At 42.4% G+C, this 22173-nt stretch carries 18 protein-coding genes; 13 read left to right on the top strand and 5 right to left on the bottom strand.

The genetic code is table 11. The annotated features are described in order from the left end of the window. Window positions 1-111: 111 nt before the first annotated feature. Window positions 112-393, bottom strand: a complete 282-nt coding sequence (locus tag SST62_RS0107730) for a hypothetical protein (RefSeq protein ID WP_029186898.1) — start codon at window positions 391-393, stop codon at window positions 112-114. Window positions 394-654: 261 nt separating this feature from the next. On the opposite strand from SST62_RS0107730, the gene SST62_RS0107725 reads away from it, so the two are divergent. From SST62_RS0107725 to SST62_RS0107685, 9 genes are all read left to right on the top strand, one after another. Further along, window positions 655-1161, top strand: coding sequence for a hypothetical protein (locus SST62_RS0107725; RefSeq protein WP_029186897.1), 507 nt, complete (start codon window positions 655-657; stop codon window positions 1159-1161). Window positions 1162-1167: 6 nt separating this feature from the next. Continuing rightward, a complete protein-coding gene (locus SST62_RS0107720) occupies window positions 1168-1446 on the top strand; it encodes a hypothetical protein (protein WP_029186896.1) in 279 nt (92 codons plus the stop codon). A 593-nt stretch (window positions 1447-2039) separates the two neighbouring features. Beyond that, window positions 2040-3611, top strand: a complete 1572-nt coding sequence (locus tag SST62_RS0107715; RefSeq protein WP_029186895.1) for an SEC10/PgrA surface exclusion domain-containing protein — start codon at window positions 2040-2042, stop codon at window positions 3609-3611. Window positions 3612-3699: 88 nt separating this feature from the next. Continuing rightward, the gene (locus SST62_RS0107710; protein ID WP_012774904.1) at window positions 3700-4143 is read left to right on the top strand and encodes a zinc-dependent MarR family transcriptional regulator; all 444 of its coding nucleotides are present in this window, start codon (window positions 3700-3702) and stop codon (window positions 4141-4143) included. Further along, window positions 4144-4848: a metal ABC transporter ATP-binding protein gene (locus SST62_RS0107705; protein ID WP_024404806.1), complete on the top strand. Its 705-nt coding sequence runs from the start codon at window positions 4144-4146 to the stop codon at window positions 4846-4848. It begins immediately after the preceding gene. Beyond that, window positions 4841-5653 (top strand): metal ABC transporter permease, encoded by an 813-nt coding sequence (locus tag SST62_RS0107700; RefSeq protein WP_002936593.1) that lies wholly within the window; start codon window positions 4841-4843, stop codon window positions 5651-5653. Before SST62_RS0107705 ends, SST62_RS0107700 begins: the two co-directional genes overlap by 8 nt. A 9-nt stretch (window positions 5654-5662) precedes the next feature. Next, window positions 5663-7171: a zinc ABC transporter substrate-binding protein AdcA gene (locus SST62_RS0107695; protein ID WP_029186894.1), complete on the top strand. Its 1509-nt coding sequence runs from the start codon at window positions 5663-5665 to the stop codon at window positions 7169-7171. Between the two features lie 102 nt (window positions 7172-7273). Beyond that, a complete protein-coding gene (locus SST62_RS0107690; RefSeq protein WP_029186893.1) occupies window positions 7274-7720 on the top strand; it encodes a CopY/TcrY family copper transport repressor in 447 nt (148 codons plus the stop codon). Continuing rightward, window positions 7717-7926 carry a heavy-metal-associated domain-containing protein gene (locus SST62_RS0107685; protein WP_029186892.1) on the top strand — a complete coding sequence of 70 codons (210 nt, stop codon included), beginning with the start codon at window positions 7717-7719 and terminating at the stop codon, window positions 7924-7926. The genes SST62_RS0107690 and SST62_RS0107685 overlap by 4 nt, the downstream gene beginning before the upstream one ends. A 27-nt stretch (window positions 7927-7953) precedes the next feature. On the opposite strand, the gene SST62_RS0107680 is transcribed toward SST62_RS0107685, so the two are convergent. Genes SST62_RS0107680 through tyrS form a run of 3 tightly spaced genes read right to left on the bottom strand, consistent with a single transcriptional unit; the run spans window position 7954 to window position 10427 of the window. Next, window positions 7954-8331, bottom strand: a complete 378-nt coding sequence (locus tag SST62_RS0107680; protein ID WP_029186891.1) for an HIT family protein — start codon at window positions 8329-8331, stop codon at window positions 7954-7956. Window positions 8332-8384: 53 nt separating this feature from the next. Beyond that, the gene (locus SST62_RS0107675; protein WP_029186890.1) at window positions 8385-9167 is read right to left on the bottom strand and encodes a TMEM175 family protein; all 783 of its coding nucleotides are present in this window, start codon (window positions 9165-9167) and stop codon (window positions 8385-8387) included. Window positions 9168-9170: 3 nt separating this feature from the next. Next, window positions 9171-10427, bottom strand: a complete 1257-nt coding sequence (gene tyrS / locus SST62_RS0107670; RefSeq protein WP_029186889.1) for a tyrosine--tRNA ligase — start codon at window positions 10425-10427, stop codon at window positions 9171-9173. A 146-nt stretch (window positions 10428-10573) separates the two neighbouring features. Between tyrS and pbp1b the strand changes: the two genes are divergently transcribed. The 4 genes from pbp1b to SST62_RS0107650 all read left to right on the top strand — a co-directional run bounded on the left by pbp1b (window position 10574) and on the right by SST62_RS0107650 (window position 21157). Then, on the top strand, window positions 10574-12997 hold the full coding sequence (gene pbp1b, locus SST62_RS0107665) for a penicillin-binding protein PBP1B (RefSeq protein ID WP_029186888.1): 2424 nt from the start codon (window positions 10574-10576) through the stop codon (window positions 12995-12997). A 248-nt stretch (window positions 12998-13245) separates the two neighbouring features. After that, window positions 13246-16818: a DNA-directed RNA polymerase subunit beta gene (rpoB, locus tag SST62_RS0107660; protein ID WP_029186887.1), complete on the top strand. Its 3573-nt coding sequence runs from the start codon at window positions 13246-13248 to the stop codon at window positions 16816-16818. Window positions 16819-16995: 177 nt separating this feature from the next. Further along, complete coding sequence (gene rpoC / locus SST62_RS0107655) at window positions 16996-20643, top strand: DNA-directed RNA polymerase subunit beta' (RefSeq protein ID WP_029186886.1); 3648 nt, start codon at window positions 16996-16998, stop codon at window positions 20641-20643. A 148-nt stretch (window positions 20644-20791) separates the two neighbouring features. Continuing rightward, window positions 20792-21157, top strand: a complete 366-nt coding sequence (locus SST62_RS0107650; RefSeq protein WP_029186885.1) for a DUF1033 family protein — start codon at window positions 20792-20794, stop codon at window positions 21155-21157. A 31-nt stretch (window positions 21158-21188) separates the two neighbouring features. Here SST62_RS0107650 and SST62_RS0107645 read toward each other — a convergent pair whose 3' ends face one another. Beyond that, window positions 21189-22139, bottom strand: coding sequence for a S66 family peptidase (locus SST62_RS0107645; protein WP_029186884.1), 951 nt, complete (start codon window positions 22137-22139; stop codon window positions 21189-21191). Between the last annotated feature and the right edge of the window lie 34 nt (window positions 22140-22173).

The following is a 22173-nucleotide window of genomic DNA, read 5'->3' as shown; positions in this document are numbered from 1 at the left end:
TGATAAACAAGGCTACACTTAAGCAGATAAAACTTAGATAGAACAGCATTTTATATATTTTCATATTCGAACTCCTTTTTAAATAGTAAGCGGGGGAAGGTCCCCAACTTACTATCTATAACTATTAGCACGGCGACGTGTTTTACCATCTAAAATATCCTCCATCATGGTAGTGCCATCTTTGTAATGATGACGAACAGAGGCATATGCAAGCTTGCGTGCAAAAGCAGATTGGATAGTCTTAAGACCAAAACGATTTTTCAAGGCATCTGTAATAGGTGCCACATTGTGGGAGATTGTGACATTTCCTGTCAATGCATTAGCTTTTGTTTGAAAAGCTTTGAATTGTTCATCTGTTGCGGAATAGATGAATTCGATTAGTGTTTGGAACATAATTTATTTCCTTTTCTCTATGTATTCATGTGGTATTTTTCCACGGTTTGGGACGACTTTTATTTTATCGGTGAAGCCCGAGTAGCACTCATGTGACAAACTTTCCTTTCTATACAGTCTCTGTAATTTTTATTTACACTTTGTATAATATCACTACATACATTTATTGTCAAGCGGAAAATAGTCGCCATTAAACCGTTTATTTCATAATTTTAGACAAAAAAGATTGACCGTGTTATAATAGTTAATTGGAGGACTAACATGACAACAGTAGATAAAGCAAATAATTTTGTTATTGTAGTAGAAAGAAGAATGACACAAGTTTATAAAACATTGTCGCTAATAGGAAATTTATCAAATACAAGATATTATGAGTATAGTGATGAGGAAGTTAATGAGTTGTTTTTCAAATTATTAGATAAAGGAAATGAAATAAAAAGGTTTTTTGTAGAATATTCAAACTCAAGAACAGAATTTTATGAAAAAAAACGTAATTTATCTGCTTCGTTTCATTTTTCATCTCCAAAATTGGAAAATGAAAAAAACGATAATTTTAGAACAATTGCTGAATCAAGAGTTAGTAAAGTGTTTGGAACAATGAACTCGATAGCAAATACCGCCTATAAACCTAATTATGATTATACTAATCAGCAGATTGAAGAGATATTTGAAGGATATAAAAATAAGATAGTGGAAATACAGGGTATCTATAGTCCGTTGGAAGAATTTTCGTTTTCAACACATAGTAAAATAATAATTGGAAAGTGAGACAAAATGGGATATTGGGATGATGTAATCCAATGGGTTGAGGAATGGAGACCTGTTAATTATTCAGTTACTGAAGATGAAGATTTTGAGACAGTAAAGCAAAGAGCAGTTAGAGATTTTAAATATTATCTGAAATTACTTGATGATGGTACTGAGGAAAGTCGTGATAAAGTTTATAAATCTTTTACTTTCAGTAAGCTGTTTGGAGAAGAACTTGGAACAGACGAGGAACTTAATCAGTTGAGTAAGGAAATAATGGATAAATTGAAGAAAAGTAAATCCTAAAAAGTTACTAAAAATAAAAAAATCTACCATTTTTTTGATAGAAGTAGTTACTTATAATGCCGATTTTATCGGTTTTCATCCTATTAAAACTTCGAGTGCCAAACTCAAAATCCAGTGTCCGCAAGGACGTGCCGGTTCGACCCCGGCCGCCGGTATAGTTTATGAAGAAACGTTGTTTTATCAGCGTTTCTTTTTTTGCTTTGTCTGGTGGGTAGGGTGGTTTTAGGCTCAAATTTTTTCTGATATTGTAGTAATGTTAGATTTGCTATAGTACTTCTACTTTATTATGTTGATAATGGGAAGGTGGGCTTCTGAAAATTGCTACAGTTGTTTCCTGTATTTAAGGTGTTGATTAATTTGGGCATGGAAAATAATGCTTTCAGTTTTCCTTTGGGCTGATGACAAGCTTTCATGGGGCTGTTCTTCTTATCTCTTGTTGACTTGGAAAAGTATGTAAAAATTTTAGATCTTTTTTTGACAAAAAAATGAAAATATTACACAAAATACTTGACAAATTGCTTGTTATATTAGTATAACAAGACTTGACTTTACAGCCAAGCCTTTCCTAATTGCTAAAAAAGGAGATTCAATTGATGGGCAAGAAACTGATAAAGAGCACAGCTATTGGAGTAGCGACTCTTAGCTCATTTGTAATTGCAAATGGTGTGCATGCTGAAGAAGCTGTAAATACCCCTACAAGCCCTGTAGAGAGCCCTGAGGTGTCTCTGACAGCTAGTGTAGGTATTGAGACGGTATCAGGTGTTATCGTGACCAATGGTACTGCTGTTGTAACAGAAACACCGACTGAAGCAACGGTTAATCAGGCGGCTACTATTAAGACTGCTGCTGGCCAGGCTGTAACTGATCAGACTGCTGTGGTGGTGGATGCGAGTGTTGCCGAAGAAAATGCCGCAAACGTGGTTAAAAGGGCCAATGAAGTGGTTGCAGAGGCTGAAACAAACAAGGCCGAAGCAAGGGATGAGAACATTGCGAAAGCTGAAACAAGGGTGGCTGATACGCAAACAGCTATTTCAGAAGCTGAAAGCAAGGCTACTAAAGCCGCCGAAAACACAGCTGAAGCACAAGCAAAAGCCGATGATGCACAAGCTAAAGTAAATAGTGACAAAGTGGCCATTGACGCTCAAGAGACTGTTGTGGATAATGCTCAAACAGCTGTGGATAATGCACAAGCAGTTCTAGATGGCACAGGTAAAGAGACAATTATCGCAGAATGTGACGCTGCTGCAAGTGACCTTGAAGTTGCTAAAGCAGCCGAAACCAAGGCACAAAGCGACCTTGCAACAGCCCAAGCCGCAGATGCTAAAAAGGCCAGCGACATTGCAAGCCATACTGAAACACAAGCGCAACAACAAGCGACTGCTAAGCAAACAACTGGAGCTCTTGCACAAGCACAGGCTGATGCGAAAACTAAAGCAGACGCAAAAACAGCTACCAACAACAAAGTGGCAGAGTTGACAGCTAACATCGCAGCTTTTGATAACTTAACAACACCAAAACTGTCACAAGATGTTATTGATGCTTATAAGGCATTTGCGAAGGATGAGTCTCAAAGCAATAAAGATGCCTTGTTTAATGCAGTCAATACATGGTATACAACCGATATGGTTGGCTATACTAAAACAATGGTAACTCCAATTGATACAACCATTGTTGACCCTTCAAACTTAACAGAAGAGCAAGTAACAGCATTATCTCAATACTATGTTTATATTGAAAATGCTGTGCGTAAGCAAATTTGGGGTTCAAACAACGAAGATGTGATTGTCACAAAAGATGCTGTACAAGCTGCTATGCAAATTGCCAAAAATTATACAGCTGAAAATGATAATACTGGTGATCACAGCTATACAGCATTAAAAAATGATGGCAATAATAATGTAAGTTACAACTCGGAGGGGATTGCATTCATCTCCACTAAAACTACCACCATGACTCAGTTATATCGGAACATTTTCAGCATGTCAATCAATACATGGGCAGGCGATTACAACCAGAATTACGCCCATATTACGAATGAATATTGGACTCGTTCTATTTCATCATCTAGTAGTTCATCGACAACAAAATTTAGCGGAGCTTTTGTTACAAGTGTAACACCTGGTGGATTTGGACGTGCTCATAGCCTTCAATTTTTAGACGGATAGATCTACTCTTTTTCAGTAAATTTTCCTTGTTTTTTTATTTTCTATGTGGTATACTTAACAAGTTAATTAAAAGGTTAAGGGGATGCCTATGAATCGTATTGCATTAGAAATTGAGAAGTACCTGCATGAGATTGTGTTGAGTTCAGAGAATCAATTGGAGATTTTGGTTGGTTCTTGTCAAAGCACGGTGAAGTTGACGAATACGCAGGAGCATATTTTGATGCTTATTGAAAAGGCTGCATATACTAATACTGAGATTGCTAAGGAGTTGAATGTCAGTCAGGCTGCGATCACGAAGGCTACAAAGTCATTAGTTGCTCAGGGGTTATTGGTGGCGGTTAGAGATGATAAGGATGCTCGTATTGTTCGCTTTAGTTTGACTGAGGCTGCTAAGCCTATTGCTGCAGAGCATGCTCATCATCACGCGCATACCTTGGAAGCTTATGAAGAGCTTTTGGAAAATTATAGTCTCGAAGAGCAGGAGTCAATTGCTCGATTCTTAAGTGAGTTAGTGGAGAAGATTAGAAAATAAATGAGATATATTACTGTGGAAGACTTGTCGTTTTACTACGACAAAGAACCGGTTTTAGAACATATTCATTATTATCTTGATAGTGGGGAATTTGTGACTTTGACTGGTGAGAATGGCGCAGCCAAGACAACCCTCATTAAGGCGACTTTGGGGATATTGAAGCCCAAACAAGGGAGGGTTTCTATTGCTGAGAAGAGTATAAAAGGTAAGAAGTTAAGAATGGCCTATTTACCTCAGCAAATTGCAAGTTTTAATGCTGGTTTTCCGAGCACGGTTTACGAATTTGTAAAATCAGGGCGTTATCCTCGACAAGGTTGGTTTCGTCGTTTGACAGCCCATGATGAGGAACATGTTCGGATTAGTTTGGAATCAGTTGGAATGTGGGAACATCGGGATAAGCGCTTAGGTGCCTTGAGTGGTGGGCAGAAGCAACGTGCTGTCATTGCGCGTATGTTTGCCTCTGATCCAGATATTTTTATTCTGGATGAACCGACAACAGGGATGGATGCAGGGACCAAGGATGCTTTTTACCAGCTCATGCATCATTCGGCTAAGAAGCATGGAAAGTCGGTTCTGATGATAACTCATGATCCTGATGAGCTGAATAGGTATGCTGATCGAAACATTCACTTGGTTCGTGATCAGCAGTCTCCTTGGCGTTGTTTCAATGTTCATGAAGCGGATGAGGAGGTTGCCGATGTTTGATCTATCTGTATTTCATTATGATTTTATGCAACGTGCTTTCCTGGCAATCATTGCGATGAGTCTGTTCTCGCCTATTTTGGGGGTCTTTTTGATACTCAGACGACAGAGTTTGATGTCGGATACTCTTAGTCATGTTTCGTTGGCGGGGGTTGCATTTGGTTTGGTATTGGGGATTTCACCAACGCTTTCGACTGTTCTTGTCGTTATTGTGGCAGCTGTATTTTTAGAGTATTTGCGGACAATTTACAAGAATTTTATGGAAATTGGGACGGCTATCCTCATGTCGACTGGTTTGGCTATTTCGCTTATTGTCATGAATAAATCTGGTGGGAAATCAGGGCTTAGCCTGGAACAATATCTGTTTGGCTCGATTGTGACGATTAGTCAGGAGCAGGTAATTGCTTTGTTTACGATTGCTGTGATTGTCATTGTGCTGACATTGCTGTTTTTACGTCCGATGTATATTCTTACTTTTGATGAGGATACGGCATTTGTAGATGGGTTGCCTGTGCGAGCTATGTCTATTGCCTTCAATGTGGTGACTGGTGTTGCTATAGCCCTAATGATTCCTGCGGCAGGTGCTTTGCTGGTTTCAACAATTATGGTTTTGCCTGCTTCTATTGCATTGCGACTTGGTAAGAGTTTTAAAGCTGTTATCTTTACTGGGATGGGCATTGGCTTTTTTGGAATGGTCATGGGCTTGTTGACTTCTTACTATGCAGAAACCCCGGCGAGTGCAAGTATTACCTTGATTTTCATTAGTATTTTCTTACTGGTGAATGTTGTTCAAAAATTTAAAAAATAAGGAGTTAAGATGAAAAAAGTTGGTTTATTATTCTTGTCTGTCTCAGCTTTGCTTTTGGGGGCTTGTGGCAATAGCACAGCTTCTGAAGATGAGAAGTTGAATATAGTAACGACCTTTTATCCTGTTTATGAGTTCACCAAGCAGGTGGCAGGTGATGAGGCAAATGTTGATCTGTTGGTTAAGGCTGGGACAGAGGTTCATGGTTATGAGCCGTCAGCTAAAGATATTGCTCGTATCCAAGAGGCAGATGCTTTTGTTTATGAAAATGAAAATATGGAAACATGGGTTCATGATGTTGAAAAATCACTTGATACAACAAAGGTTAATGTGATTAGTGCGACGGAAGGGATGCTCTTGTTGCCAGGTAGTGAAGAAGGTGAGGATCACGACCATAGTGAGGAGGGGCATAGCCATGCTTATGATCCGCATGTATGGTTGTCTCCTGAGCGTGCCATCACACTTGTAGAAAATATCCGTGATAGTTTGGTAGCAAAATATCCAGAAAAGAAAGATGCTTTTGAAACAAATGCGGCAGCCTATATTGAGAAATTAGATGCTTTAGATATGAAATATTCTGAAACATTATCTGCTGCGAAACAGAAATACTTTGTTACACAACATACTGCATTTGCATATTTGGCTTTGGACTATGGTTTGAAACAAGTTTCTATTACAGGTGTTGCTGCAGATGAGGATTCGACTCCATCACGTCTAGCAGAATTGACAGAGTATATCAATAAATATGGTATTAAGTATATCTATTTTGAAGAAAATGCGTCAAAATCTGTTGCAGAAACACTTGCTAAAGAGACTGGGGTTCAGTTGGACGTTCTTAATCCTCTTGAAAGTTTGACGGATGAGGATATGAAAAATGGTAAGGATTATATTTCTGTTATGGAAGATAATCTGACTGCCCTTGAAAAAACAACTTCCCAAGAAGGTTCTGAAATTTTGCCAGAAGAAGGTGCTGAGACTGCGCAAACTGTTTATAATGGTTATTTTGAAGATAGTGCCGTAAAAGATCGTACTCTTTCAGATTATGCAGGTGAGTGGCAATCTGTTTATCCATACTTGCTTGATGGTACACTAGATCAGGTCTGGGATTACAAGGCTAAGATCAAAGGTGGTATGACAGCTGAAGAGTACAAGGCTTATTACGATACAGGCTACAAAACAGATGTTGATCAAATTAACATTACAGATAATACCATGGAATTTGTAGTGGGAGATAAGAAAGAAAAATTCACGTATAAGTATGTGGGTTATAAGATTTTGACCTACAAAAAAGGAAATCGTGGTGTTCGTTTCTTGTTTGAAGCAACGGATGCAAATGCTGGTAACTATAAGTATGTTCAATTTAGCGACCACAATATTGCCCCTGTTAAAACAGGTCACTTCCATATCTATTTTGGTGGAGAGAGCCAAGAAAAACTCTTGGAAGAGTTGGAAAACTGGCCGACATACTACCCTGTTGGTTTGACTGGTTTGGAAATTGGTCAGGAAATGCTGGCTCACTAAGAATAATGAGAAGACTGGGCAAGATGTTCAGTCTTTCTTCTTGACAATTTTTGACTACAAATGTAAACTAAACTTAGAAAATGATTGTTGGGAGGTGAATGTGTGGAGCAGACAATTTCTGCTGCGGAGTGGCAGGTCATGCGGGTCCTGTGGGCCCATCCTGGTGAAACTTCTCAGGAAATTATTCAGGCTTTGCAGGAAGGCTTTGATTGGCAGGCGACGACCATTAAGACACTTTTAGGGCGGCTGCGGAAGAAAAATTATTTGAGAATGGCTAAGGAAACTAGCAAGTACCACTACTACCCGCTGATCAGTGAAGAGGAACATTTGCAGGGGCAGGTGGAGCTCTTACTAGCTACCATATGTTCCACAAAACAGGGGCAACTGGTTGAAAAACTGCTAGACACAGGGACATTTTCCCAAAAAAGCTTAGAAAATATAGCCAGTAAAATCTCTCAGCTACAAAGGACTGCACCCGAGCAAATCGCTTGTCGGTGCTTGGCTGGTCAATGTACCTGTGGGCATCATGCAAAAGGAGAACAAATATGAAACAAACTTTGAAATTGAAAAACTTATCGTGCCAAAACTGTGTCAAGCATGTGACCAATCACCTCTTGGACTTGGATGGGGTGGAAGAGGTGAAAATCCAGCTGGAAGAGCAGTTGGCGGAGGTAGAGACTTCTGTGACCTACGACTTGGAAGGTTATCAAGAGGCTTTGGAAGATACTATCTATGAAGTAGAAGAATTGATATAAGCGAAAAAGCAGCCGTCGGGCTGCTTTTTATAATGCTTTGAGAAATCTATGCAGGTCCAGTTGAACTTGTGCAAGTGAAATTTGGTCCCAGAAGCCGTCTGATCGAAAGCGTGGGATGAGATGGACATGGAAATGAGTGCCAGCATCAAACAAGCGATCGTTGCAGGCTATGGTCACACCGTCAATTGTCAATGCTTGACAGAGTTTATCAGTCAAGAAGACTTCCAAGTCCGATAGCTCATAGCGAACAGCAGAAGGGATTTGGCTGAGCGTGTCATAGTGTTCCTTGCTGATAATCAGTAGATGCCCCGTTTGGACAGGGTCAATATCCCAGACGACCTTGAAACGTTCCGTCTGGTAGAGAATATCTTCTTCTTTGAGTTGGTGGCAAAAAATGCAGGTCATGTCTTTTCTCCTAGGTTAGCAGAAAAGGAAATCACATAGGATTTCCTTGGGAATTATATGCGATTTACTCTAACTGCCATTTTTTCACGACGTTGTGCGCGTTTCTTTTCAAAGAAGGCAGCTCCGAGGAAGGATACAATTGGCCGTAAAATGTAGAAATAAAAGGCAAGCGTCGGATTGAAATAAGCAAATAGGATGACAAGAAGATTGAAAAGGGCAACAGTCACCAATTGCCGCAAGTGTGCCATGGAAACAAACTGCTTTGTATATGTTGTTCCGGCAAACTTTTCTTGTAGGACAAAGTAATTCAAAATGGATTGACAAAGATTGACTGCAATGGTCACGACCCCATAACCAACAACAGCCGTGGTGGTGATGCCTTCCATCATCCACCGAGTAAAGAGGGGAATGAGGGCCAGCGTTGCCATGAAGTTAAATTGAACAATTAAGATTTTGCTGGTTGCGTGCTCAATCTGCCCCAGAATCTTGTGGTTATCATACCAAAAATCCGCCACGATGAAAAAGGAGACGAAGAAGATGAGGATGCCGGTGAAAAAGTGATGTGTATCAACAGTGTCACTCGGCAAAGGAATTTCCAGCAGCATCAGAGTGATGATGATTCCAATCACTGCGTCGGAGAACACCTCCAGATGCTCCTTTAGGCGTTTGGCACGACGTGTCTCATCCTCACGATAGAGTTGGTCCAAAAATGTTTGACGTTCCTCGGCGGACAAATGCTCTAACTCGGGATGCAAAAGACTGGCTTCCTGAGCCATTTGCTCAAAGTAATCAGTCAAAAATTCTTGATTTTTAGGATTTTGTTTAGTATTTTTCATCGCTTAATAAGTCAGCACCGAATATTTTTTCTTCCCACGGCGGATAACCGTCAACTCGCCGTCGATTTTGTCGCTGTCAGATAGAGTGTAGTCCAAGTCTTGCACACGCTCACCGTTGACATAGATGGCACCATTTGCTACGTCTTCGCGAGCTTGGCGTTTTGAAGTGACAATACCAGAGGTCACCAATAGTTCAACGATGTTAAGGTTGTCTTCAGCCTGGACAGCGTAGTTTGGAACATTGCTGAGGCCCTGTTTGAGTTCTTTTGCGGATAGGTTTTTGATGTTGCCAGCGAACAATTGCTCGGTGATGTTAAGGGCTTGGTTATAGGCTTCTTCACCGTGGACCAATGTCACGACTTCCTTAGCCAAAATCTTCTGAGCTAGGCGTTCATGACGGGCAGCGTCAAATTTTTCTTCAATCTCAGCAATCTCATCTAATGACAAGAAAGTAAAGATTTTCAAGAAACGAACGGCATCGTCGTCCATGACATTGAGCCAGAATTGGTACATTTCATACGGTGAAGTCTTGTCGGCATCGAGCCAAACAGCATTGCCCTCTGACTTACCAAACTTCTTACCTGTTGAGTCGGTAATGAGGGGAACAGTCATGACGTGACCAGACTTGTCAGCCTTGCGGCGAAGCAATTCAGTACCTGCGGTCATGTTGCCCCACTGGTCAGAACCACCGATTTGCAAGGTCACATTGTGCTTGTCATTGAGCTCGTAGAAGTCATAACCCTGCATGATTTGGTAAGCAAACTCGGTGTAGGAAATCCCTGTTTCAATCCGTTTTTTCACAGAGTCCTTGCTCATCATGTAGTTGACTGTGTAGTATTTACCAACATCACGGAGGAAGTCGATAAAGCTGATGTCTGAGAACCAGTCGTAGTTGTTGACCATTTCAGCCTTATTGCCACCATTTTCAAAATCCAAGAAGCGAGACAGTTGACCTTGGATTTTTGTTACCCAACCGTCCACGGTGTCTTTGGTCTGCAAGCTGCGCTCCGCATCCTTGAAGGAAGGGTCGCCAATCAGACCAGTAGCTCCACCAACTAGAGCGTAAGGTTTGTGCCCTGCTAATTGCAAGTGACGGCAGACGAGGATTGGTACCAAATGCCCCAAATGCAGGCTGTCGGCAGTTGGGTCGTAGCCAGAATAATAGGATACTTGCCCTTCTGTTAATGCTTTTACTAGGGCTTCTTCATCAGTCGTTTGAAAGACCAAGCCACGTGCTTTTAGTTCTTCAAAAATATTCATGCGTTTCTCCTTCAACAAGATGCTTTGGTTTTTGAGTTTTTTACAAGCTAAAACCGCATCTCACCATTAAAAAATTCTCTCCTATTATACCATGAAATTGCGGAAAATAAACAAAATTTGGTATAATGGAACGATAAGGAGTTAATATGGCGACTAAATCAGATAAGCAAGATTTTAAAAAGAAAATCAGTGCCCTAGGCTTAGGGGATGCAGTGGGAGTTTTCCTTCGGACGCTGAAATTATTATTCAATTCAGTAGCAGTCTTGGTCTTCCTATTCGGTCTTTTTGGTGCGGGTATAGGAATTGGTTTCGTGGTTAGTCTTTTCGATGACGTTAAGATTCCCAAAACAGAGGAACTGGTAGCGAAGGTTTCAGAAGTTAGTCGGATTTCCACCGTTACCTATTCGGATGGTAGCTTGGTGTCGGAAGTTAATTCAGATTTGCTTCGTGTACCCATTACTTCGGAAGAGGTCTCTAATTATCTAAAACAGGCTGTAATTGCGACAGAGGATGAAACATTTGAAACCCACAATGGGGTTGTGCCTAAGGCTGTTTTGCGTGCGGCACTGGGATCAGTTGGTCTAGGTTCATCTAGCGGTGGTTCAACCTTGACGCAGCAATTGATAAAACAGCAACTTGTCGGAGATGCTCCAACCTTTACGCGTAAGGCTAATGAGATCGTTTCGGCTTTGGCATTAGAGCGGAATATGACCAAGGAAGAGATTTTAACCATTTACCTAAATGTTTCTCCATTTGGTCGAAATAATCAGGGACGAAATATTGCAGGGGTAGAAGCTGCGGCTCAAGGAATTTTTGGTAAACCAGCGAAAGACTTGACTGTTCCGCAGGCTGCTTTTATTGCAGGCTTACCGCAAAGTCCGATTGTTTATTCTCCCTATGCATCAGATGGAACACGTAAATCAGATGAAGATATGGTTTACGGTATTGAACGCTATCAAGATGTTCTCTTTAATATGTATCGGGCGTCATTCTTGACCAAGGAAGAATACGAAACCTACAAAGCTTACGATATTAAACAAGATTTTATTGCTCCAGCTCCTGTAATGGCGGATACGAAAGATTATCTCTACTACGAGGTCATGGAAGAAGCGCAAGAGGTTATGTTTGATTATCTTGTAAAACGCGATAAGGTTTCTGGAAATGACTTGAAAAACGATGAAACTAAGGCTTCCTATGAAGAATTGGCTAAGCAAGAATTGAGTCAAGGCGGCTATACGATTAAGAGTACAGTTGATCAAGGAATCTATGCGGCGATGCAGTCTGTTGTGGCAAACTATGGATCTGTTTTGGATGATGGAAACGAATATGTCGAGACAGGTAGTGTGTTAATTGATAATGCCACAGGAGCCATTTTAGGATTTGTGGGTGGTCGCGATTATGCAACCAACCAAAATAACCATGCCTTTGATACTCTTCGTTCGCCAGCTTCAACCATCAAGCCTCTGTTAGCTTATGGTATTGCGATTGATCAAGGTTTGATAGGTTCTGCCAGCATCCTTTCAGATTATCCAACGAACTTTTCAAGTGGACAACCGATTATGTATGGTTCAGGACGTGGTACTGGCATGATGAACTTACAGACGGCTATTGACCGTTCTGTTAACATTCCTGCTTTTTGGACCTATAAGATGATGAGAAATGCAGGTGTAGATGCCAAAGCGTACATGGATAAAATGAATTATCATATTCCTATGTATGATATTGAAAGTGTACCGTTGGGCGGTGGTGTTGAAATTTCAGTATTGACAAATACCAATGCCTACCAAACTTTGGCAAATGGTGGTGTTTATAATAAACATTACATTGTTGAAAGCATTACTGCCTCTGATGGAACAGTAGTGTATCAGCATGAAGCTGCTCCGGTTCAAGTCTATTCTAAAGCAACTGCAAGTATCATGAACCAGCTTTTGAGACAGGTTGTCAACTCTGGGTATACTACGACGTTCAAGAGTCGATTGAGTGGTTTAAACCCACAGGCAGCATCGTCTGATTTCGTCGGTAAGACGGGAACAAGTAATGAAGTCAATGACGTGTGGCTCATGCTATCATCTCCTAGAGTAACTTTAGGTACATGGGCTGGGAATGATGATAACTCAGAAATGTATGTCTGGACTGGCTACCACAATAATTCACAATATGTGGCCCATATGGTTGATGCTCTTTACAATGTTAATGCGGATATGTTCGCAGGAAAATTTGAATTAGACAGTAGTGTTATTGCTTCTAGCGTCGTTGCTTCTACAGGTCAACGTGCAGGGACGACACAGGTAAATGGGCGCCAAGTAACAGTTGGCGGTGCGATGACAACTAGTTATTGGGCTAAAAATGGTGCACCAGTAACGAGCTATAACTTCATGGTTGGGGGGACAGATAGTGACCGAGCACAGGCTTGGAATACAATTATCGGCTCGCAAACACCAACATCAAGTAGCTCAACCCAACGAAGCAGTTCGACTCGGACTAGCACGAGTTCTTCAGCTAATAACACGAACCAATCATCAGAAACGCAAACAGCAACTAATGAGCAAGCGAATAATGATTCACCTTGATTTTTCCTAGTACTTATGCTATAATTGCATAAATTATTTGTCGTGTGTCTTGTTTGAAATATTGTCCAAACAAGGCTTGCAGCAGTTAAATCAAACTTTTTCAAAGGAAGATTTAGCTGCTCTTTTTGTGTCTATGAGGAATTTTTTTGAGAATTGTTACCTATTCTTAAAGATTCTAAAAATTCTAACAAAAGGCAAATGTGTTTGATTTTGCAGAAAAATCAATAGAAAAATAGAGGAGAATTAACTTGGCAGGACATGAAGTTCAGTACGGTAAGCACCGTACCCGTCGTAGTTTTTCAAGAATCAAGGAAGTTCTTGATTTACCAAATTTGATTGAAATCCAAACGGATTCATTTAAAGATTTTCTTGACTATGGTTTGAAAGAAGTCTTTGAAGATGTGCTTCCAGTTTCAAACTTTACGGATACCATGGAATTGGAATTTGTTGGTTATGAGCTGAAGCAACCTAAGTATACCTTGGAAGAGGCGCGTGCACACGATGCCAACTATTCTGCTCCAATTTATGTGACTTTCCGTCTTGTCAATAAGGAAACTGGCGAGATCAAGACTCAGGAAGTCTTCTTTGGTGAGTTTCCAATCATGACTGAGATGGGTACCTTCATCATCAACGGTGCAGAGCGTATCATCGTTTCTCAGTTGGTTCGTTCACCAGGTGTCTACTTCAATGATAAAGTAGATAAGAACGGTAAAGTAGGTTACGGTTCAACGGTTATCCCTAACCGTGGAGCTTGGTTGGAATTGGAAACAGACTCAAAAGACATTGCCTACACTCGTATTGACCGTACGCGTAAGATTCCGTTCACAACGCTTGTTCGTGCGCTTGGTTTCTCAGGCGATGATGAAATCTTTGACATCTTCGGTGATAGCGAATTGGTTCGCAACACCATCGAAAAAGATATTCACAAAAACCCAGCAGATTCTCGTACAGATGAAGCCCTCAAGGAAATCTATGAGCGCCTTCGTCCAGGTGAACCAAAGACAGCTGAAAGCTCTCGTAGCCTTTTGACAGCTCGTTTCTTTGATCCACGTCGTTACGACTTGGCACCTGTTGGTCGTTATAAAATCAATAAAAAACTCAACCTCCGTACTCGTTTGCTCAACCAAACACTTGCTGAACACGTAATCAACGGTGAAACAGGTGAAATCGTCTTGGAAGCAGGGACTGTCTTGACTCGTGATGTGCTTGAAAAAGTAGAAGCACAATTTGACGAGTTGAACATTGTAGAATACATTCCAAATGACAATGCTGTTCTTCTTGAGCCAGTTCTTTTGCAGAAATTCAAGATTGTGGCACCTAAGGATCCAGAACGTGTTGTGACGGTGATTGGTAATGCTAATCCAGCTGAAAATGTGCGTATTGTCACTCCAGCGGATATCTTGGCAGAGATGAGCTATTTCCTTAACCTTGCAGAAGGTCTTGGTCGCGTTGACGATATTGACCACTTGGGTAACCGTCGTATTCGTGCCGTTGGTGAATTGCTTGCTAACCAAGTACGTATCGGTTTGACCCGTATGGAACGTAACTTGCGTGAGCGTATGTCTGTTCAAGACAATGAAGTATTGACACCGCAACAAATCATCAATATCCGCCCTGTTACAGCTGCCATTAAAGAATTCTTTGGTTCATCTCAGTTGTCACAGTTCATGGACCAACACAACCCACTTTCTGAGTTGTCTCACAAGCGTCGTTTGTCAGCCTTGGGACCTGGTGGTTTGACTCGTGACCGCGCTGGTTATGAGGTTCGAGACGTTCACTATACTCACTATGGCCGTATGTGTCCGATTGAAACGCCTGAGGGACCAAACATCGGTTTGATCAACAACTTATCTTCTTACGGACACCTTAACAAGTATGGTTTCATCCAAACACCATACCGCAAGATTGACCGTGCAACTGGTACAGTTACAAACGAAATCGTTTGGTTGACTGCCGATGAAGAAGATGCTTATATCGTTGCACAATCAACATCACCACTTGATGAAAACAACCGTTTCGTTGACAAGATTGTTATGGGACGTCACCAAGGTAACAACCAAGAATTTCCAGCAGATTCAGCAGACTTCATGGATGTTTCTCCTAAGCAGGTAGTTGCCGTTGCGACAGCATGTATTCCTTTCTTGGAAAACGATGACTCCAACCGTGCCCTCATGGGTGCCAACATGCAACGTCAGGCTGTTCCATTGATTGATCCCAAAGCACCTTACGTTGGTACGGGTATGGAATACCAGGCTGCCCATGACTCAGGTGCAGCAGTTATTGCCCAACATGATGGTAAGGTTGTTTACGCAGATGCGGACAAGGTAGAAGTACGCCGTGAAGATGGCTCTTTGGATGTTTACAGCATTCAGAAATTCCGTCGTTCAAACTCAGGTACTGCCTACAACCAACGTACCCTTGTTAAATTGGGGGATGTCGTTGAAAAAGGTGATTTCATCGCAGATGGTCCTTCTATGGAACGTGGGGAAATGGCCCTTGGTCAAAACCCTATCGTTGCCTACATGACGTGGGAAGGTTACAACTTCGAGGATGCGGTTATCATGTCTGAGCGCCTTGTGAAAGATGATGTCTATACATCTGTTCACTTGGAAGAATATGAATCAGAAACACGCGATACCAAGTTAGGCCCTGAAGAAATCACTCGCGAAATTCCAAACGTTGGTGAAGATGCTCTTCGTAACTTGGATGAAATGGGGATTATCCGTATCGGTGCGGAAGTTAAAGAAGGCGACATTCTTGTTGGTAAAGTCACACCAAAAGGTGAGAAAGATCTTTCTGCTGAAGAGCGCCTCTTACACGCTATCTTCGGTGACAAGTCACGTGAAGTACGTGATACATCTCTTCGTGTACCTCACGGTGCCGATGGTGTCGTTCGTGATGTGAAAATCTTTACTCGTGCCAACGGTGATGAATTGCAATCAGGTGTTAACATGTTGGTTCGTGTTTACATCGCTCAAAAACGTAAGATCAAGGTCGGAGATAAGATGGCCGGTCGTCACGGTAACAAGGGTGTCGTTTCACGTATTGTACCTGTTGAGGATATGCCATATCTTCCAGACGGAACACCAGTTGACATCATGTTGAACCCACTCGGGGTGCCATCACGTATGAACATCGGTCAGGTTATGGAACTTCACTTGGGTATGGCGGCTCGCAACTTGGGCATTCATATTGCAACACCAGTTTTCGATGGTGCAAGTTCAGAAGACCTCTGGTCAACTGTTAAAGAAGCAGGTATGGATTCAGATGCCAAAACCATTCTTTACGATGGACGTACAGGTGAGCCATTTGACAACCGTGTGTCTGTCGGTGTCATGTACATGATCAAGCTTCACCACATGGTTGATGATAAACTTCACGCCCGCTCAGTCGGACCATACTCACTCGTTACCCAACAGCCACTCGGAGGTAAGGCTCAGTTTGGTGGTCAGCGTTTCGGTGAGATGGAGGTTTGGGCCCTTGAAGCCTACGGTGCTTCTAACGTCCTTCAAGAAATCTTGACTTACAAGTCAGATGATGTGACAGGCCGTCTGAAAGCCTATGAAGCCATCACCAAAGGTAAACCAATTCCAAAACCAGGTGTTCCAGAATCATTCCGCGTTCTTGTCAAAGAATTGCAATCACTTGGTTTGGATATGCGTGTCCTTGATGAAGACAACAATGAAGTAGAATTGCGTGACCTTGATGAAGGTGAAGATGATGACATCATCCACGTAGATGATCTTGAAAAAGCACGTGCAAAAGCCGCAGCTGACGCAGCCGCAGCCTTTGCAGCAGAAGAAGCAGAAGGCAAAGAATAATTAGAATGGATGGAACAAGTTGGTCCAAATCTCAGAACTGAAAGAGATAAGGACCAACGGTCTTCCACCGTCTGATTTATAGAGGAATAGCTTACCAGCTATCCATTCTGCTGATTATTGTTCAAGAATTTGAGGTCTGGGAATCCAGCCTCTCACAAGAAAAGAAAGGGATTATTAGTGGTTGACGTAAATCGATTTAAAAGTATGCAAATCACGTTAGCTTCACCAAGTAAGGTTCGTTCATGGTCTTACGGTGAGGTTAAAAAACCTGAAACAATCAACTATCGTACACTTAAACCAGAACGTGATGGACTCTTTGACGAAGTCATCTTTGGTCCAACAAAAGACTGGGAGTGTTCATGTGGTAAATACAAGCGTATCCGTTATAAAGGGATCACTTGTGACCGCTGTGGTGTGGAAGTAACTCGTGCAAAAGTCCGTCGTGAGCGTATGGGACACATTGAGTTGAAAGCACCAATTTCACACATTTGGTATTTCAAAGGCATTCCAAGCCGTATGGGCTTGACCTTGGATATGAGCCCACGTGCGCTTGAGGAAGTTATCTACTTCGCAGCTTACGTGGTGATCGATCCGAAAGATACACCGCTTGAGCACAAGTCAATCATGACAGAGCGCGAATACCGTGAGCGTTTGCGTGAATATGGCTATGGTTCATTCGTTGCCAAAATGGGTGCAGAAGCGATCCAAGACCTCTTGAAACAAGTCGATCTTCCAAAAGAAATCGCAGCTTTGAAAGAAGAATTGAAAACAGCTTCTGGTCAAAAACGGATTAAAGCAGTTCGCCGTTTGGATGTATTGGATGCATTCTACAAATCTGGTAACAAGCCTGAGTGGATGATTCTCAATATCCTTCCAGTTATTCCACCAGATTTGCGTCCGATGGTTCAGTTGGATGGTGGCCGCTTTGCCGCATCAGACTTGAACGAACTCTACCGCCGTGTTATCAACCGTAACAACCGTTTGGCTCGTCTCTTGGAACTTAACGCTCCAGGTATCATCGTACAAAACGAAAAACGTATGCTCCAAGAAGCTGTGGATGCTTTGATTGACAACGGTCGCCGTGGTCGTCCAATCACAGGACCAGGTAGCCGTCCGCTTAAATCACTCAGCCACATGCTGAAAGGTAAGCAAGGACGTTTCCGTCAAAACTTGCTTGGTAAGCGTGTTGACTTCTCAGGACGTTCCGTTATCGCCGTTGGTCCAACTCTTAAAATGTACCAATGTGGTGTGCCACGCGAAATGGCAATTGAGCTCTTCAAACCGTTTGTTATGCGCGAAATCGTTGCCCGTGATATTGCTGGTAACGTCAAAGCCGCGAAACGTTTGATTGAACGTGGTGATGATCGTATCTGGGATATCTTGGAAGAAGTGATCAAAGAACACCCAGTTCTTTTGAACCGCGCACCTACCCTTCACCGTTTGGGTATCCAGGCTTTCGAGCCAGTCCTAATCGACGGTAAGGCCCTTCGCTTGCACCCGCTTGTCTGTGAAGCCTACAACGCCGACTTTGATGGTGACCAGATGGCGATTCACGTTCCATTGTCAGAAGAAGCACAAGCAGAAGCACGTATCCTTATGCTTGCGGCAGAACACATCCTTAACCCTAAAGATGGTAAACCAGTCGTAACACCATCTCAGGATATGGTTTTGGGTAACTACTACTTGACCATGGAAGATGCTGGTCGTGAAGGTGAAGGCATGGTCTTCAAAGATGCGGATGAGGCTGTTATGGCTTACCGCAATGGCTATGTTCACTTGCATACTCGTGTTGGTATCGCAACAGATAGCCTTGATAAACCTTGGAAAGACAACCAAAAACACAAGGTCATGATGACAACTGTTGGTAAAATCTTCTTCAACGCAATTATGCCAGAAGGTCTTCCATACTTGCAAGAGCCAAACAATGCTAACTTGACAGAAGGAACTCCTGATAAATACTTCTTGGAACCAGGATCTGATATCAAGGCTGCTATTGCAGAATTGCCAATCAACCCACCATTCAAGAAGAAAAATCTTGGTAACATCATCGCTGAAATCTTCAAGCGTTTCCGTACAACTGAAACATCAGCCCTGCTTGACCGTTTGAAAGACTTGGGTTACTATCACTCAACACTCGCTGGTTTGACAGTGGGTATTGCCGATATCCCAGTCATCGACAACAAGGCAGAAATCATTGAAGAATCTCACGAACGTGTAGAACAGATCAAGAAACAATTCCGTCGTGGTATGATTACGGATGATGAGCGTTATGCAGCTGTTACAGATGAATGGCGTTCAGCTAAGGAAAAATTGGAAAAACGTCTGGTTGAAAAACAAGATCCGAAGAACCCAATCGTTATGATGATGGATTCTGGTGCCCGTGGTAACATTTCCAACTTCTCCCAGTTGGCCGGTATGCGTGGTCTGATGTCAGCTCCGAACGGACGTATCATGGAATTGCCTATCTTGTCTAACTTCCGTGAAGGTCTTTCTGTATTGGAAATGTTCTTCTCTACTCACGGTGCCCGTAAGGGTATGACGGATACGGCCTTGAAGACAGCCGACTCAGGTTACTTGACTCGTCGTTTGGTTGACGTTGCCCAAGATGTCATCATCCGTGAAGACGACTGTGGAACAGACCGTGGTCTTGACATCCGTTCCATCACAGATGGCAAGGAAATGATCGAGCCGCTTGAAGAGCGTTTGCAAGGTCGTTACACTAAGAAAACGGTTAAACATCCTGAAACGGGTGCCGTTATTATTGGTCCAAACCAATTGATTACAGAAGACATTGCCCGTGAAATTGTCAATGCAGGTGTTGAACAAGTAACCATCCGTAGCGTATTTACATGTAACACTCGTCACGGTGTCTGCCGTCATTGTTACGGTATCAACTTGGCGACAGGTGATGCGGTTGAAGTGGGTGAAGCTGTTGGTACAATCGCTGCCCAATCTATCGGTGAGCCTGGTACACAGCTTACAATGCGTACCTTCCACACGGGTGGTGTAGCCTCAAACAGCGATATCACGCAGGGTCTTCCTCGTGTCCAAGAGATCTTTGAAGCCCGTAATCCGAAAGGGGAAGCGGTTATTACTGAGGTCAAAGGGGAAGTTATCGCCATTGAAGAAGATGCTTCTACTCGTACCAAGAAAGTCTTTGTTAAGGGTGTAACTGGAGAAGGCGAATACGTGGTACCATTTACAGCCCGCATGAAGGTTGAAGTTGGTGACCAAGTTGCGCGTGGAGCAGCCCTTACTGAAGGTTCCATCCAACCAAAACGCTTGCTTGAAGTCCGTGATGTCTTGGCGGTTGAAACTTACCTTCTTTCTGAAGTTCAAAAAGTTTACCGTAGCCAGGGTGTAGAAATCGGCGACAAGCACATCGAGGTAATGGTTCGTCAAATGCTTCGTAAAGTTCGTGTCATGGATCCAGGTGACACAGATCTTCTCATGGGTACCCTCATGGATATCACAGACTTTACAGATGCCAATGCTGACGTGGTTATTGCAGGTGGTATTCCGGCAACAGCTCGTCCAGTTCTTATGGGTATCACAAAAGCGTCCCTTGAAACCAACTCATTCTTGTCTGCCGCATCCTTCCAAGAAACAACTCGCGTTCTTACAGATGCAGCTATTCGTGGTAAACGTGATAACCTTCTCGGTTTGAAAGAGAACGTTATCATCGGTAAGATTATCCCAGCAGGTACAGGTATGGCCCGCTACCGTAATCTTGAACCACAAGCCATCAATGAAGTTGAAATCATTGAAGACACTCTCGCTGAAGAGCTTGCTGAAGAAGCAAACCTTGAGACTGTAACTGAATAAGATTTGAGACACATCTCTTTCTGAGGGATGTGTTTTCTTTTGTTCAGATTTTAAACGCTTACATAACTTGATAAGGAATTAACAAGCAGAATGTTTTCCTAATTCAATTGCTTTCGGTATAATGTGTACGAAAAAGGAAGTATGTGTTATGTATCAAGTTATTAAAATGTATGGAGATTTTGAACCCTGGTGGTTTTTAGACGGTTGGGAAGGAGATATTGTTAGTAGTGTAGCCTTTGACCGTTATGAAGATGCCTTAAAAGCATTTCAGAAGGAATGGGTACGATTGTCAGAAAAGTTCCCTAAAAAGCAGAGTAAAAATGGCACAATGGTGGCCTTTTGGGATGAATCAGACCAGCATTGGTGTGAGGAATGCGATGAATATTTGCAGCGGTATCATTCGCTGATGTTGGTAGAAGCGAGAGAAAATTTACCTGCTGGTTTTGTTAAGCAGTCTACACAACCCCGCCTACGTCCTTGTAAATTAAAACAAACTAATTGTGTAAATGAATAGTAAAAAGGATTGCCCTAGTTAGCAATCCTTTTTAGCTGAATCTGATAGAAAAGGTTTCGGCATCAAGTTCTACCTGTCCACCGATGGTAATGGTAAACAGAGGCTGGGTATGGGCAAAGTCTAAATCGTAGAGAACAGGGATGGTTTTGAGAATAGGGTGCTTGTCCAAAATCGCCAACAAAATCTCCTCTGTCATCTTGGTTTCCTTAGGAAAACGACCAATGAGGACGGCTTGGGGATTGGGATAGTTTTGTAAGAGCGCAGCAAAATGCCTTGTAAATTCGGTATAGTGATCTTCTTCAGCTTCTTCAAGAAACAAGATGTACTTTTCGGGTTTTGGAGCGAACTCAGTACCATGTAAGAGCGCAAAAGTAGAGAGATTTCCTCCAATAGCTGTTCCGCTAGCCTGGCCTGGATTGTAGACTTTCCATTCAGTCGGGTAAAAGGTGCGAGGGGCGTCTGGTAGGTACCAGGCATCGCTAGACCATTCTGGACTCGGGGTCAGTTCATAGGAATCTTGTGTCACAGCCTTGAGCCAGGCCTCTGTTTGATACTGTTGGGCTTGCACCATTTTAAAGCTTGAATAAGCTGGACCCATGTAGGTTGGCATGCCTGTCTTGGCGTAGATGGCATTGAGCAGGGCAGTCGTATCCGAATAACCGCAGAAAATTTTCGGATGGCGGACGATTAGGTCAAAATTCAGATAAGGCAGCAGTTCGTTAGAGTTGAAACCGCCAATGGTTGTCAGAATGGCATCGACTGACTCATCCGCAAAAGCGGCTTCCAAGTCCGCAACCCGACTGGCAATCGGAGCAGAGTAAAACATATCATTTTCAAAATAATGTTCTGAGAAAGAGAGTTTGAAGCCCAGTTCTTCCAGTTTTTCCTTGGCGGCAAGATTGGCTTCAAAACCACCAATTCTTTCAATAGATGAAGAGGGGCTAACTACGCGTATGTGGTCGCCTTTTTTTATTTTTTTCATAGGAACCTCCAAGCTTTTTTATTATTTTAACAAA

The sequence above is a fragment of the Streptococcus suis YS56 genome (assembly GCF_000440115.1).
Taxonomy (GTDB): domain Bacteria; phylum Bacillota; class Bacilli; order Lactobacillales; family Streptococcaceae; genus Streptococcus; species Streptococcus suis_L.
The sequence above is the reverse complement of the archived record's forward strand: the minus strand, read 5'-3'. Positions and strand labels throughout refer to the sequence as shown.